Origin of the sequence: Blastococcus sp. TF02A-26 (assembly GCF_003319125.1) — a bacterium.
GTDB lineage: Bacteria > Actinomycetota > Actinomycetes > Mycobacteriales > Geodermatophilaceae > Trujillonella.
In genome coordinates this window covers 82,346-95,219 of record NZ_QOHG01000009.1, presented here as the reverse complement: position 1 = coordinate 95,219, position 12,874 = coordinate 82,346, and the positions used below count along the sequence as shown (strand labels likewise).

Sequence of the window (12,874 nt, the reverse complement as noted above, 5' to 3'; positions counted from 1 at the left end):
TCAGGCGGGGTGCGTGCGCGCGAAGGCGGCGAACCGGCGCAGCGACAGCCGCACCCCGAGGACGACGAACGGCTTGGCCAGCGGCCAGCCCGCGACGCCGAGGAACCCGAACGGCAGCCACAGCTGCTCGGTCCACACGAACGTCGACCCGCCGCCCTCGCGCGGCTCGACCTCGAAGATGCCGGGCCCCCGCACGATGCGGCCGGTGTGCTGCACGACCACCCGGCGCGGCGGCTCCCACTCGGTGATCACCATCGTGTCGAGGACACCCACGTGCCGGCGTCGTCCGGGCAGCTTGAGCCCGGTGCGCGCGGCCAGCCGGCCCTTCACCCCCTGGGCCGGACCGCCGACCGTCTCCACGTCGGTGGCGAGCATCCACTCGCCCTGCCGGGTCCAGTCGGTGAGCGCCGCCCAGACCCGCTCCGGGGGCGCCTCGACGTCGATCCGCTCGGTCAGCTCACGCATGCGCACCGGGCGGCGCTCCGTTCCCGCTCGCGGCGGTGTCGTGGGGTGGGGTGTCGTCGGAGGTCGTGCGCGGCTGCGGTGCGGCGGGGCGGGCGCGGAGCTCGGCGAGCTGCCGGTCCCGGTCCTCGATCGTCTCGGCGAGCTGCTCCAGCAGCCAGTCGACCTCGGTCATCCGGTACCCGCGGGCGGTGACGGAGATCCGCAGGGCCCGCACGTCGTCGCCGGTCACCGGCCGGTCGGCGGGCAGCTCCACCGGGGAGCGGTCCAGGTCCGCCGGCGGCTGGGTCTCGCCGCGGCCGAGCAGGAGCGACCCGACGAGGAACAGCAGCCCGCCGACCAGCAGCACGGTGACGACGAAGACGACCGCGGACAGCACGGCGAGGCCTCAGGCGTCGATCGGGCCGGAGGGCAGGGGCGCGCGCATGCCGCCGCCGCCGTCCCCCCGCGTCTCCGACTCGCGGATCACCGCGAGGACCTCGGCGACGTCGTCGGTGATCGTGATCAGGTCGAGGTCGGCCGCGCTGATCGTCCCGGCGGGGACCATCGTCGTCCGGATCCACTCGATCAGCCCGGCCCAGTACGCGCTGCCGTAGAGCACCACCGGGAACCGGGTGACCTTGCGCGTCTGCACCAGGGTGAGCGACTCGAACAGCTCGTCGAGCGTGCCGAACCCACCGGGGAGGATCACGAAGGCCTGCGCGTACTTCACGAACATCGTCTTGCGGACGAAGAAGTAGCGGAAGGCGATGCCGACGTCGACCCACTCGTTCAGCTCCTGCTCGAACGGCAGCTCGATGCCGAGCCCGACCGACAGGCCCTCGGCCTCGCACGCCCCGCGGTTGGCCGCCTCCATCGCGCCCGGGCCGCCGCCGGTGATGACCGCGTAGCCCGCCTTCGCCAGCGCGGCACCGATCTCCACACCCGCCTGGTAGTACGGGTCGTCGGGCCTGGTGCGGGCGCTGCCGAAGACGCTGACCGCCTTGGGCAGCTCGGCGAGCAGCCCGAAGCCCTCGACGAACTCGCTCTGGATGCGCAGCACGCGCCAGGGGTCGGTGTGCACCCAGTCGGTCGGGCCGCGGCGGTCGAGCAGCCGCTGGTCGGTCGTCGTCCCCACGGTCCTGGGGTCCGGTTCACCGCCGCGGAGCATCACCGGACCGCGGTGCCGGGTGGGCCGGGGCCGGCGACCGGCGGCCGGCTCGGGCGTGGTGGTCATGCGGGGCTCCTCAGGCCGGAGGGGTGGAGAGGTAGGCGACGAGGGCGTCCTCGGCCGGCTGGAGTCGCTCGACCAGGACCGACTCCTCGCGGGTGTGCGCCAGCTGCGGGTCGCCGGGGCCGTAGTTCACGGCGGGGATGCCGAACGCGGCGAAGCGGGCGACGTCGGTCCAGCCCAGCTTCGCCCGCGGTGGGCGTCCCACCGCGGCGACGAACGCGGCCGCGGCCGGCTCGGACAGCCCCGGGAGCGCGCCCCCGGCGTTGTCGACGACGGCGAGCGTGGCGCCGGCGGCCAGCGCCTCGGCGAACACCTCGCGGACGTGGGCCTCGGCGGCATCGGGGTCCCGGTCCGGCGCGTAGCGGAAGTTCACCGTCACCCGGCACACGTCCGGGATCACGTTGCCGGCCACCCCGCCCTCGATCCGGACGGCGTTGAGGCCCTCCCGGTAGCGGCAGCCGTCGATGTCGACTTCGCGGGCGGTGTAGGAGGCCAGCGTGGTCAGGATCCCGGCGGCGCCGTGGACGGCGTTCACGCCGAGCCAGCTGCGGGCGCTGTGCGCGCGCCGGCCGGGCACCTCCAGCACCGCGCGCAGCGTGCCCTGGCAGCCGGCCTCGATCTCGCCGTCGGTGGGCTCGAGCAGGACCGCGAGGTCGCCGTACAGCCAGCCGCGGCGCTCGCGGGCGGCCCGGCCGAGACCGCTCTTCACGGCCTCGACCTCCTCGTTGTCGTAGAGGACGAACGTCACGTCGTGCGCCGGCTCCGCGCCGGGGACCCCGAAGCGGGCGGCCAGCCGCAGGATCACCGCGTCGCCGGACTTCATGTCGCTGGTGCCGCAGCCGTACAGCCGGTCGCCGTCGAGCCGGCTCGGCACGTTGTCGGCGATCGGCACCGTGTCCAGGTGTCCGGCGAGCACGACGCGGGTCGGCCGGTCGAGGTTCGTGCGGGCCAGGACGGTGTCCCCCACGCGCTCCACCTCGAGGCCACCGAGGGCGCGCAGGGCGGCCTCGACGGCGTCGGCCAGCGCGGCCTCCTCGCCGGAGACCGACGGCGCGTCGACCAGCGCGCGGGTGAGCGTGAGGACGTCGGCGGACAGGTCCAGCTCGGGCAGCGCGCTCACGACTGCCGAGCCTATGCGAACCGGCGATCCGCGCTCGGTAGCGTCGTGACCCGTGACCGACGCTCCCCGCTCCGCTGTCGCCGCCGGCCTGGCCACCCTCACCCGGTCCGGCACCGTCCTCGACGTCTGGTTCCCCGAGCCGCGCCTGGGCGCCCCGGACGGCGCCGCGAACGGTACGGAGAAGCTGGGCGCCCTGGAGCTGTCCGGGGAGCTCGGCCCCGACTACGGCGGCCTGGTGCGCACCGACGACGCCCGCGGGGTCGAGGTCGTCGCCGTCCGCACGGTGATCGCCGACCTGTCCGCGCCGCCGGTGGACACCTACGACGTCTGGCTGCGGCTGCACCTGCTCTCCCACCGGCTGATCCGCCCGCACGGCGCCGACCTCACCGGCATCTTCGGCCTGCTCACCAACGTGGCGTGGACCAGCGCCGGCCCGGTCGAGGCGGCGACGTTCAACGCCCACCGGCTGCGCGCCGCGGTGGGCAACGTGACCGTCTTCGGTGTGGACAAGTTCCCGAAGATGACCGACTACGTCATCCCCTCCGGCGTCCGCATCGCCGACGCCGACCGGGTCCGGCTCGGCGCGCACCTGGCCGAGGGGACGACGGTCATGCACGAGGGCTTCGTCAACTTCAACGCCGGCACGCTGGGCCCGTCGATGGTGGAGGGCCGGATCAGCGCGGGCGTCGTCGTCGGCGCCGACAGCGACATCGGCGGCGGCGCGTCGATCATGGGCACCCTGTCCGGCGGCGGCAAGGAGGTCGTCTCCATCGGCAGCGGCTGCCTGCTCGGCGCCAACGCCGGGGTGGGCATCTCCCTCGGCGACGGCTGCGTGGTCGAGGCCGGCTGCTACGTGACCGCCGGTTCGGTCGTCAGCCTCCCCGACGGCTCCCGGGTCAAGGCCCGGGAGCTCTCCGGCCGCAGCGGGCTGCTGTTCCGCCGCAACAGCGTGAGCGGCGCGCTCGAGGCGCTCCCCCGCGCCGGCGAGTGGGGCGCGCTCAACGCGGACCTGCACAAGAACTGACGCGAGCGACGCCACCCGCGACCTCCAGGGTCCTGACAGGGAACCCACCTACCCTCGACGGCGATGAGCCCCGCGAGCACGGTGGCCCGCCGCCCGTCGGCCGGTCCGCGCCCCCGCCCGTCGGGGCGACGGCGTCGACGTCGACGGGCGTCGGGGCTCCGCGGCCTCACACCGCCGCGCTGGTGGCCGGCCGCGCTGCTGCTGCTGGCCGTCGTGGTCGGGGTGGCCTGGAAGGGCGTCCCGGACGGGGACGAGCCGGCGGAGACGGCGTGCGTGCTGCCCGCCTCGGGCGTCGAGCTCACGACCGAGCAGATCGGCAACGCCCGCACGATCGCGCAGGTGGGGCGGGACCGCGGACTCCCCGAGCGGGCCGTCGTCATCGCCCTGGCCACGGCGATGCAGGAGTCGAGCCTGCGCAACCTCGACCACGGTGACCGGGACTCGCTGGGGCTGTTCCAGCAGCGCCCCTCGCAGGGCTGGGGCACACCGGAGCAGGTCCAGGACCCGCTCTACGCGGCCGGGATCTTCTACGACCGCCTGCTCGAGGTCCCCGGCTGGGACACCGCGCGGCTGACCGAGAGCGCCCAGCGGGTGCAGCGCAGCGGCTTCCCCGAGGCGTACCAGCAGCACGAGGCCATGGCCGTCGAGCTGGCCACGACGCTGGATGCCGGCGAGTCACCCTGCCCTTGACCCGGCGTCAGTAGTAGCCGGTGCGCCCGTCGATCAGCTCCCGCATCGCGTCCAGGTGACCGACGTGCCGGGCGGTCTCCTCGAGCATGTGCAGCAGCACCCAGCGGAGGGTGACCCCCGGCGCGTACTCGGAGTTGCGGCAGGTGTCGTCCAGCGAGTGGCTCGCGACGATCTCGCGGGCGCAGGCGCACTGCGTCTCGTACTCCTCGAGCAACCGCGCCAGCGGGACCCCGTCGACCCGCATGTCGGCGCCCGGGCGGGACTCGTCGAACTGCGGGTTGTCGGTGGCCGGCCAGCCGAGGAACAGCACCTCGAACCAGCAGTGCTCGGTCCAGCGCAGGTGCGAGACCAGCCCGGCCACCGACATCTGCGGGGACGACGGCAGCACCGCGAGGGAGGCCTGCTCCTCGGTCAGCCCGGCGCACTTCCAGGGCACCAGGGCCCGCTGCAGGTCCAGCCAGCCGAGGAGCTGCGTGCGCTCGTCGGCCGCGTACGCCGGTCGGACACGGGGCGGCGTCATGCCGCGGCACGCTAGCGCCGCCGGTGCCCCCGCCGCACCCGGTTCAGGCGGAGAGACGCTCCGCGGCGGCGGCGATCCGCTCGTCGGTGGCGGTCAGGGCCATGCGGACGTGGCGGGCGCCGGCCGGCCCGTAGAAGGAGCCCGGGGCGGCGACGATCCCCAGGCCCGCCAGCCAGTCGATCGTCGTCCAGCAGTCCTCGTCGCGGGTGACCCACAGGTAGAGGCCAGCCTCGGAGGCGTCGATCCGCGCGCCGGCACCGCGGACGGCGGCGGCGAGCCGCTCTCGGCGGCTCCGGTAGCGCTCGCGCTGCTCGTCGACGTGGGCGTCGTCGGCCAGCGCCGCGGCCATGGCGGCCTGCACCGGCCCGGGCACCAGCAGGCCCAGGTGCCGGCGCACGTCCCAGATCCGGCGGACCAGCGCCGGGTCCCCGGAGAGGAGCCCGCCGCGGTACCCGGCGGCGGTCGACTGCTTGGACAGCGAGTGCACCGCGAGCAGCCCGGTGTGGTCGTCGCCGGCGATCGCCGGGTGCAGCAGCGAGCGGGGCTCGACCTCCCAGCCGAGCATCGCGTAGCACTCGTCGGCGACGACGGGGACGCCGTGCTCCCGGCCCCAGGCCGCCCAGCCGCGCAGCTGCTCGTCGGAGAGGACCCGCCCGTGCGGGTTGCCCGGGGAGTTGATCCAGACCAGGGCGACGTCGCCGGGATCGGCCGGCGGGACGTCGCTGCGCACCACCGAGAGGCCGGCCACCACGGCGCCGACCTCGTACGTGGGGTAGGCGACCTCGGGGATCACGATCGTGCCACCGCGCAACCCGAGCAGGGTCGGCAGGAGCGCGACCAGCTCCTTCGACCCCACGGTCGGGATCACCGAGGGATCGGCCCCGAGCGGGTCGGCGAGCCGGACGCCGAGGCGGCGCTCCAGCCAGCCGGCGGCCGCCGTCCGCAGCTCGGCGGTGCCGAGCGCGGTCGGGTAGCCCGGCGAGTTCCCCGCCGCGGCCAGCGCCGCGGTCAGGACCTCAGGGGTGTCGTCGACCGGCGTCCCGATGGACAGGTCGACGACCCCACCCGGGTGCTCGGCCGCCCGCGCGCGGGCCGCCGCCAGGGAGTCCCAGGGGAAGTCCGGCAGGCCGGCGCCGGCGACGGGGGGCGTCAGTGCCCTTCGCCCTGGGGCGGCAGGGCCGCGACCATCGGGTGGTCCCGGCCGACCTTGCCGGTCTTCGCCGCGCCGCCGGGGCTGCCCAGGTCGGAGAAGAACTCGACGTTGGCGTTGTAGAAGTCCTTCCACTTGTCCGGGACGTCGTCCTCGTAGTAGATGGCCTCCACCGGGCAGACCGGCTCGCACGCACCGCAGTCGACGCACTCGTCGGGGTGGATGTAGAGCATCCGGTCGCCCTCGTAGATGCAGTCCACCGGACACTCGTCGATGCAGGCCTTGTCGAGGACGTCGACACAGGCCTGGGTGATCACGTAGGTCACGGTGTTGCCTCCCGAACGCGCAGCTCGACCGGGGCTTCTCGCCCGGTCACATCTCGCCGCACAGTATGACGTCTCGCCCCGTGGAGGGCGCGACCGGCCGCACGCCCACCCCCTTCGGGTCGGCGGGCGCGCCGCCCGGAGGATCGGGGGCATGGGACAGAGCCGCTCGCCGCTGGGCGTCGTCGACCTCGAGCTCCTCGCGGCCCGCGGCTGGCGGGGCTGGGAGACCGAACGGCTCGGCGACTGGCTGCTGCGTGCCGGGGGCGGGTTCACCGGTCGCGCCAACTCCGCCCTCGTCGTCGGCGACCCGGGGTGCCCGCTGCCCGACGCCGTCGACGCGGTCACCCGCTGGTACGCCGCCCGCGACCTGCGTCCGGCGGTGCAGCTGCCCGGCACGCAGGCCCGCCCGGCCGCGACGGCGTTCGCCGCAGCGGGCTGGGAGCGCGACGAGGACACCCTCGTCCTGACCGCTCCGCTGCCGGTCCCCCCGGACGACGCCCGGGTCGCCGTCGATCTCTCCCCCGTGCCCGACGACGCCTGGCTGGCCGGCTACCGGCACGGCGGCCGCGAGTTGCCCCCGGCCGCCCGGCGGGTGCTCACCGACGCCGAGGACGTCGTCTTCGCCTCGGTGCGCCTGGAGCCCGGGCCGGCACCGCTGGCCGCCGTCGCCCGCGGCGTGGTCACCGACGGCTGGCTCGGGGTGAGCGCGGTGACCGTGGACGAGGCGCACCGCCGGCAGGGGCTCGCCTCGGCCGTGATGGCCGCGCTGTACCGGTGGGGCGCCGGCCGCGGGGCGCGCTGGGCTTACCTGCAGGTCGTGGAGTCCAACGCCGCGGCCCGGGCGCTCTACCGCCGGGACGGCTTCATCGAGCACCACCGCTACCACTACCGGCGGGCGCCGCTCCCCTAGCCGGCGGGGTCCCGACGACCCGGCCCACGGCGAGCGAGGCGCCGAGCACGCCGAGGAGCAGGAACGCCAGGCCCCGCCAGTCCCCGATGAGCAGGACGTCGCCCTCGGAGCGCTGCTGGCTGGCCGGGACGACGACGACCAGCCACACCAGCGCGGGCAGCACGGCGGCGACCCGCGACCCGGTCAGCCGGTGGGTCCAGGTCACCAGGAGCAGGTTCACGGCCATGGCGACGGGGATCGACAGCGGCACCGGGAACCCGCCGATGCGCAGCGGCAGCCAGAGGACCTCGACGAGAGCGAACCAGGCGGCCACCAGCACCGCGGCCGCACCCCCGGCGACCGCTCTCACCCGGGCAGACCCGCGAACAGGTCGTCCTCCCAGCCGTTCGGCGCGTCCCCGGCCGGCCCGCGCTCCCCGGCGACCAGGCGGTAGTACTCGACGCCGAGCACCTCCTGGCCGAAGTTGTTCGACAGCGCGAAGAACGGTCCGTCGACGGTGATCTGCGTGGCGTGCGCGCGCATGGCGGCGTCCTTGGCCCCGGCGTGCGCCCGCCCGTCGACCGCGGCGGTGACCACCTCGTCGGCGACGGCGAAGGGGATGTCCTCGATCGCGCCCAGCTGCTCGAACGGGGAGGCCTCCCCCAGCGACGCCATCTGCTCCGCGCCCGCCCGGAGCACCGACCGGGGCACGCAGCACCAGTAGACCTTCGCCACCTGCCACGGCTCGCCGAGGTCGGGGCGGTAGGCCGGGTCGGCGGCCGCCGCGACCGCGCCCATGGCCACGCGGTGGGCCTGGATGTGGTCGGGGTGGCCGTAGCCGCCGTTCTCGTCGTAGGTGACGACGACCTGCGGCCTGGTCTCGCGGACGACGGCGACGGCGTGCCCGATCGCCTCGTCGAGGTCGGCGTTCCAGAAGGCCCGCGGCTTCTCGTTCGCCGGGGTGCCGATCATCCCGGAGTCGCGGTAGCGCCCCGCGCCGCCGAGGAACCGCCAGTCCGTGACCCCGAGCGCCGTCATGGCCGCCGACAGCTCCCCGATCCGGAACCCGCCGAGCTGGTCGGCGGAGTCGGCGGCCAGCTGGGCGAGCTCGGGGACGAGGACCTCGCCCTCCTCGCCCAGCGTGCAGGTCAGCAGCGTGACCTGGGCACCCTCGGCGACGTAACGGGCCATCGTGGCGCCGTTGTTGATCGTCTCGTCGTCGGGATGGGCGTGCACCAGCAGCAGGCGGCGGTCAGCGGAGGTCACGGTGGGCCATTCTCCCCCGTCGCCGTCCCCGGCCGAGGCAGCGGGACCTACTCGACGACCTCGACGGGGACGACGGTGCGGGCCTCGGCGAAGTGGCAGGCGGCGGGGTGGCCCTGACCGCGGTCCACGAGCGCCGGCGGCTCCTGCGCGCAGATGTCCTGGGCCTTCCAGCAGCGGGTGCGGAAGCGGCAGCCCGAGGGCGGGTCGGCCGGGCTCGGGACGTCGCCCTGCAGCAGGATCCGGTCCTTCTGACCGCGCAGGTGCGGCTCGTGCAGCGGGACCGACGACAGCAGCGCCTGCGTGTACGGGTGGGACGGGGTCGTGTAGACCTGCTCGTCGGTGCCCTCCTCGACGATCGAGCCGAGGTACATGACGGCGACCCGGTCGGAGATGTGCCGCACCACCGACAGGTCGTGGGCGATGAAGAGGTAGGACAGCCCGAACTCGTCCTGCAGGTCCTCGAGCAGGTTCACGACCTGCGCCTGGACGGAGACGTCCAGCGCGGAGACCGGCTCGTCGCAGACGATGACCTCCGGCCGCAGCGCCAGGGCGCGGGCGATGCCGATGCGCTGCCGCTGACCACCGGAGAACTGGTGCGGGTAGCGGTTCACGTAGTCGGGGTTGAGCCCGACCCGGTCCAGCAGCTCCTGCGTGCGCTGCAGCCGGCCCTTCTTCGGGGCGACGTCGGCGTGCACCGACCAGCCCTCCGCGACGATGTCGCCGACGGTCATCCGCGGGTTCAGCGACGCGTAGGGGTCCTGGAAGATGATCTGGACCTCGCGCCGGTAGTCCTTGAGCGCGCGCCCGGACAGGCCGGCGACGTCCGTCCCCTTGTAGACGATCGACCCGCCGGTCGGCTTCTCCAGCGCGACCAGCAGCTTCGACACCGTCGACTTGCCGCAGCCGGACTCGCCGACCAGGCCGACGGTCTCGCCGCGGCGCAGCGTCAGGTCCACGCCGTCGACGGCGCGCACGTGACCGACGGTCCGCTTGAAGACGACGCCCTGGGTGAGCGGGAAGTGCTTCTGCAGCCCGCGGATCTCCAGCAGCGCCTCACCGGAGGCCGGCTGTGGCGCGGCGGCCGCCCGGGCCTGGGCGACCTCGCGGTCCCGCTCGGACTCAGGCGATGTCATCGGTCTGCCTCCGCGCCCCGGTCCGCTCCTCGCTCGTTCCTCGCTGCGATGCTCCCGCGGCTGTCGTCAGACACCGAGCACCTCCTCGCTGTAGTGGCAGGCCGCCTCGCGGCCCGGGGCGACCAGGCGCAGCGGCGGGACGTCGGTGGCGCACTCCCGGCCCGGGGCCGCGGCGGCGCCCAGCCGGCGGTGGGAGCAGCGCGGGTGGAACGGACACCCACCCGGGATGGCCGCCAGGTTCGGCGGCTGGCCGGTGATCGGCTGCAGGCGGCCGCCCTTGGCCTCGACCTGCGGCACCGACTTCATCAGCCCGTCGGTGTAGGGGTGCGCGGCGTCGGTGAAGACGTCGTCCACGGTGCCGCGCTCGACGATGCGGCCGGCGTACATGACCGCGACGTCGTCGGCGACCTCGTTGACCACGCCGAGGTCGTGGGTGATGAGGATCAGGCCCATCCCGGTCTCCCGCTGCAGGTCCTTGAGCAGGTCCATGACCTGCGCCTGCACGGTGACGTCGAGCGCCGTCGTCGGCTCGTCGGCGATGAGGATCCGCGGGTCGAGCGCGATCGCCATCGCGATCATCACGCGCTGCCGCATGCCGCCGGAGAACTGGTGCGGGTAGTCGTCCACCCGCCGGGCCGCGGCCGGGATCCGCACGCGGTCCATCAGCTCGACGGCCTTCCGTTTGGCCTCCTTGCGGGAGGCGCCGCGGTGCACCCGGAACATCTCGCCGATCTGCCAGCCCACGCTGTAGACGGGGTTCAGCGACGACAGGGCGTCCTGGAAGATCATCGAGATGCCGGGGCCGCGGATCTTGCGCTGGTCCTCGGCCGACATGGTGAGCAGGTCGCGGCCCTCGAACCGGATGCCGCCGCGGATCACCGCAGGCGGGGTGTCGAGGATGCCCATGATCGCCTGCGCGGAGACCGACTTCCCGGAGCCGGACTCGCCGAGGATGGCCAGCGTCTGCCCGGCGGCCAGCTCGTAGCTGACACCGTTGACGGCGTGGACGACGCCGGACCGCTGGCGGAACTCGACGTGCAGGTCGTCCACCTCGAGCAGCGGGGTGCCCGGGGCGGGGACGCCGGCGGCGGTGGTGGTCTGCGGGAGGGTCATGCGCGCTGCCTCGGGTCGAGGGCGTCGCGCAGGGCGTCGCCCATCATGATGAAGGCCATCACGGTCAGGGTCAGGACGATGCTGGGGAACAGCACCAGGTGCGGGGCGCTGCGGATCGAGTCCTGGCCGGCCTCGATCTGCAGACCCCACGAGAACGCCGGTCGTTGCAGGCCGACGCCGAGGTAGGTCAGCGTCGCCTCCGCGGCGATGAGCACGCCGATGGTGATGGTCGTGTAGACGAGCACCGGGGCCACGGCGTTGGGCAGGATGTGCCGGACCAGGATGCGGCTGTTCGAGGCCCCCATCGCGCGCGCGGCGGCGACGTAGTCGGAGCTCTTCACCGCGATCACCTGCGAGCGGACCAGCCGCATCGCCGTCATCCAGCCGAACAGCGCCAGCGCCAGCGCCACGGCTCCGGGACCGCGCGAGTTGATGATCGGGATGTCGGTCTGCGGGCCGACGCGGAGCAGGACCAGCGCGCCGAGGATGAGCGGCAGTGCGTAGAAGATGTCCGCGATCCGGGACAGGACGCCGTCGGTCACGCCGCCGAAGTAGCCCGCGATCGCGCCGACCACGACGCCCAGCACGAGGACGACGAGCACGGCGAAGATGCCGATGATCAGCGAGTTCCGCGCCCCGTAGACGACGTTGGACATGTAGTCGCAGCCCTGGACGTCGTAGCCGAACCAGTGGTCGGCCGAGGGCCTGGCCTTGGAGTTGGCCAGGTCGCAGGCCCGCGGGTCCTGGCCGCGCGCGAACAGCTGCGGGAAGACCGCCATCACGATGAACAGCAGCGTGAGGACGGCGCCGATCCAGAAGAAGACGCTGCGCTTGAGGTAGGCCCAGGCGTCGGACCACAGGCTGTTCTGCCGGTCGCTGGTGACGTCGACCGAGGGGCTGGCCAGCCCGGTCGTCGTCCCGGCCTGGACCTCGTCGTGGCGCAGGTCGGCCTGCTGCTGGTCAGTCATAGCGGATCCTCGGGTCCAGGACGGCGTAGAGCACGTCGACCACCAGGTTGAAGAAGATGAAGAAGAAGACCATCAGGGTCACGATGCCGACGACGACCGCGCCCTCCTGGGAGCGGATGGAGTCGAAGACCTCGCGGCCGATGCCGGGGAGGTTGAACACCGTCTCGGTGACGATCGCGCCGCCCAGCAGGCTCCCGATGTCGGCACCGATGAAGGTGACGACCGGGATCAGGCTGTTGCGCAGCGTGTGCTGGACGATGACCCGGCTCCTCGGCAGCCCCTTGGCCCTGGCCGTCCGGACGTAGTCGGCCCGCAGGTTCTCCGCCACGCTGGTGCGGGTCAGCCGGGCCACGTAGGCCAGCGAGCCCGAGGCGAGCACCAGGCCGGGCAGGACGTAGCCGTACCAGCCGTCGCGGGTGCCGGCGATGGGGAACCAGCCGAGCTTCAGCCCGAACAGCAGCTGCGCGATGAACGCGAGCACCAGGATCGGGATCGACACGATCACCGTCGTCGAGACGAGCACCAGGTTGTCCAGGAACCCGTTGCGGCGGATCCCGGCCAGCACGCCGGCGACGAGGCCGATGACCGCCTCGAACAGGATCGCGACGAGGGTCAGCCGGATGGTGACCGGCAGGGTCCGCTCGATGGTGTCCAGGACGGGCCGGCCGCGGAAGTCGGTGCCCAGGTCACCGGACAACAGGCCCTTCAGGTACTCCCAGTACTGCACCCACAGCGGGTCGTTGAGGTTGAACCGCTCGGTCAGGACCTCGACGACGGCCGGGGAGATCGGGCGGTCGCCGGCGAGCGCGCGGATGGGGTCGCCGGGGAGGGCGTAGACCATCGCGAAGATCAGGAAGGAAGCGCCGAGCAGCACCGGGATGATCAGCAGCAGTCGGCGCGCGATGTAGCGGCCCATGGTCCCCCCGGGGGTGTGGTGCGTCGGTGGTGAGCTGCCCCGACGCCGGTGTCCATCGTGCGGGTTCGGCGGCGCACGCGCCGC

16 protein-coding genes are annotated in these 12,874 nt (G+C 73.9%); 3 read left to right on the top strand and 13 right to left on the bottom strand.

The window, feature by feature from the left end; translation table 11 throughout:
• From DQ240_RS12130 to dapE, 4 genes are read right to left on the bottom strand one after another with little or no spacing between them, the layout of a single operon-like run.
• Positions 1–465, bottom strand: coding sequence for an SRPBCC family protein (locus tag DQ240_RS12130; RefSeq protein WP_113839951.1), 465 nt, complete (start codon positions 463–465; stop codon positions 1–3).
• Positions 458–841, bottom strand: coding sequence for a DivIVA domain-containing protein (locus tag DQ240_RS12125; protein WP_113839867.1), 384 nt, complete (start codon positions 839–841; stop codon positions 458–460). Before DQ240_RS12125 ends, DQ240_RS12130 begins: the two co-directional genes overlap by 8 nt.
• A gap of 9 nt (positions 842–850) precedes the next feature.
• Entirely contained in the window at positions 851–1,678 is an 828-nt protein-coding gene (locus DQ240_RS12120) for a TIGR00730 family Rossman fold protein (RefSeq protein ID WP_113839866.1), read from the bottom strand.
• Positions 1,679–1,688: 10 nt separating this feature from the next.
• Positions 1,689–2,795 (bottom strand): succinyl-diaminopimelate desuccinylase, encoded by a 1,107-nt coding sequence (gene dapE, locus DQ240_RS12115; RefSeq protein WP_113839865.1) that lies wholly within the window; start codon positions 2,793–2,795, stop codon positions 1,689–1,691.
• Between the two features lie 52 nt (positions 2,796–2,847).
• Between dapE and dapD the strand changes: the two genes are divergently transcribed.
• Complete coding sequence (dapD, locus tag DQ240_RS12110; RefSeq protein ID WP_113839864.1) at positions 2,848–3,819, top strand: 2,3,4,5-tetrahydropyridine-2,6-dicarboxylate N-succinyltransferase; 972 nt, start codon at positions 2,848–2,850, stop codon at positions 3,817–3,819.
• A gap of 63 nt (positions 3,820–3,882) precedes the next feature.
• A complete protein-coding gene (locus DQ240_RS24270; protein ID WP_199589264.1) occupies positions 3,883–4,509 on the top strand; it encodes a hypothetical protein in 627 nt (208 codons plus the stop codon).
• A 7-nt stretch (positions 4,510–4,516) separates the two neighbouring features.
• Here the strand turns inward: DQ240_RS24270 and DQ240_RS12100 are convergent, their stop codons facing one another.
• The 3 genes from DQ240_RS12100 to fdxA are packed head-to-tail and all read right to left on the bottom strand — an operon-like array spanning position 4,517 to position 6,505.
• Positions 4,517–5,029 (bottom strand): DinB family protein, encoded by a 513-nt coding sequence (locus DQ240_RS12100; RefSeq protein ID WP_113839863.1) that lies wholly within the window; start codon positions 5,027–5,029, stop codon positions 4,517–4,519.
• Between the two features lie 43 nt (positions 5,030–5,072).
• Positions 5,073–6,155, bottom strand: a complete 1,083-nt coding sequence (gene dapC, locus DQ240_RS12095) for a succinyldiaminopimelate transaminase (protein ID WP_255410896.1) — start codon at positions 6,153–6,155, stop codon at positions 5,073–5,075.
• Positions 6,156–6,178: 23 nt separating this feature from the next.
• Positions 6,179–6,505: a ferredoxin gene (gene fdxA, locus DQ240_RS12090; RefSeq protein ID WP_158548659.1), complete on the bottom strand. Its 327-nt coding sequence runs from the start codon at positions 6,503–6,505 to the stop codon at positions 6,179–6,181.
• Between the two features lie 151 nt (positions 6,506–6,656).
• Between fdxA and DQ240_RS12085 the strand changes: the two genes are divergently transcribed.
• Positions 6,657–7,415 (top strand): GNAT family N-acetyltransferase, encoded by a 759-nt coding sequence (locus DQ240_RS12085; RefSeq protein ID WP_113839860.1) that lies wholly within the window; start codon positions 6,657–6,659, stop codon positions 7,413–7,415.
• On the opposite strand, the gene DQ240_RS12080 is transcribed toward DQ240_RS12085, so the two are convergent.
• The 6 genes from DQ240_RS12080 to DQ240_RS12055 all read right to left on the bottom strand — a co-directional run bounded on the left by DQ240_RS12080 (position 7,369) and on the right by DQ240_RS12055 (position 12,790).
• On the bottom strand, positions 7,369–7,764 hold the full coding sequence (locus DQ240_RS12080) for a hypothetical protein (RefSeq protein WP_113839859.1): 396 nt from the start codon (positions 7,762–7,764) through the stop codon (positions 7,369–7,371). The two genes, DQ240_RS12085 and DQ240_RS12080, sit on opposite strands and share 47 nt — an antisense overlap.
• A complete protein-coding gene (gene mshB, locus DQ240_RS12075; protein ID WP_113839858.1) occupies positions 7,761–8,660 on the bottom strand; it encodes an N-acetyl-1-D-myo-inositol-2-amino-2-deoxy-alpha-D-glucopyranoside deacetylase in 900 nt (299 codons plus the stop codon). Before mshB ends, DQ240_RS12080 begins: the two co-directional genes overlap by 4 nt.
• 47 nt (positions 8,661–8,707) lie before the next feature.
• On the bottom strand, positions 8,708–9,793 hold the full coding sequence (locus tag DQ240_RS12070; protein WP_113839857.1) for an ABC transporter ATP-binding protein: 1,086 nt from the start codon (positions 9,791–9,793) through the stop codon (positions 8,708–8,710).
• Positions 9,794–9,859: 66 nt separating this feature from the next.
• On the bottom strand, positions 9,860–10,906 hold the full coding sequence (locus DQ240_RS12065) for an ABC transporter ATP-binding protein (protein WP_113839856.1): 1,047 nt from the start codon (positions 10,904–10,906) through the stop codon (positions 9,860–9,862).
• Complete coding sequence (locus DQ240_RS12060; RefSeq protein WP_113839855.1) at positions 10,903–11,874, bottom strand: ABC transporter permease; 972 nt, start codon at positions 11,872–11,874, stop codon at positions 10,903–10,905. Before DQ240_RS12060 ends, DQ240_RS12065 begins: the two co-directional genes overlap by 4 nt.
• The gene (locus DQ240_RS12055; RefSeq protein WP_113839854.1) at positions 11,867–12,790 is read right to left on the bottom strand and encodes an ABC transporter permease; all 924 of its coding nucleotides are present in this window, start codon (positions 12,788–12,790) and stop codon (positions 11,867–11,869) included. Before DQ240_RS12055 ends, DQ240_RS12060 begins: the two co-directional genes overlap by 8 nt.
• Positions 12,791–12,874 lie beyond the last annotated feature (84 nt).

Excerpts from the sequence above, each read along its gene's own strand:
- DQ240_RS12055 (WP_113839854.1), bottom strand. The coding sequence starts at position 12,790 with ATGGGCCGCTACATCGCGCGCCGACTGCTGCTGATCATCCCGGTGCTG.
- DQ240_RS12130 (WP_113839951.1), bottom strand. The coding sequence starts at position 465 with ATGCGTGAGCTGACCGAGCGGATCGACGTCGAGGCGCCCCCGGAGCGG.
- DQ240_RS12085 (WP_113839860.1), top strand. The coding sequence starts at position 6,657 with ATGGGACAGAGCCGCTCGCCGCTGGGCGTCGTCGACCTCGAGCTCCTC.
- DQ240_RS12100 (WP_113839863.1), bottom strand. The coding sequence starts at position 5,029 with ATGACGCCGCCCCGTGTCCGACCGGCGTACGCGGCCGACGAGCGCACG.
- DQ240_RS24270 (WP_199589264.1), top strand. The coding sequence starts at position 3,883 with ATGAGCCCCGCGAGCACGGTGGCCCGCCGCCCGTCGGCCGGTCCGCGC.
- DQ240_RS12070 (WP_113839857.1), bottom strand. The coding sequence starts at position 9,793 with ATGACATCGCCTGAGTCCGAGCGGGACCGCGAGGTCGCCCAGGCCCGG.
- DQ240_RS12120 (WP_113839866.1), bottom strand. The coding sequence starts at position 1,678 with ATGACCACCACGCCCGAGCCGGCCGCCGGTCGCCGGCCCCGGCCCACC.
- DQ240_RS12065 (WP_113839856.1), bottom strand. The coding sequence starts at position 10,906 with ATGACCCTCCCGCAGACCACCACCGCCGCCGGCGTCCCCGCCCCGGGC.
- DQ240_RS12060 (WP_113839855.1), bottom strand. The coding sequence starts at position 11,874 with ATGACTGACCAGCAGCAGGCCGACCTGCGCCACGACGAGGTCCAGGCC.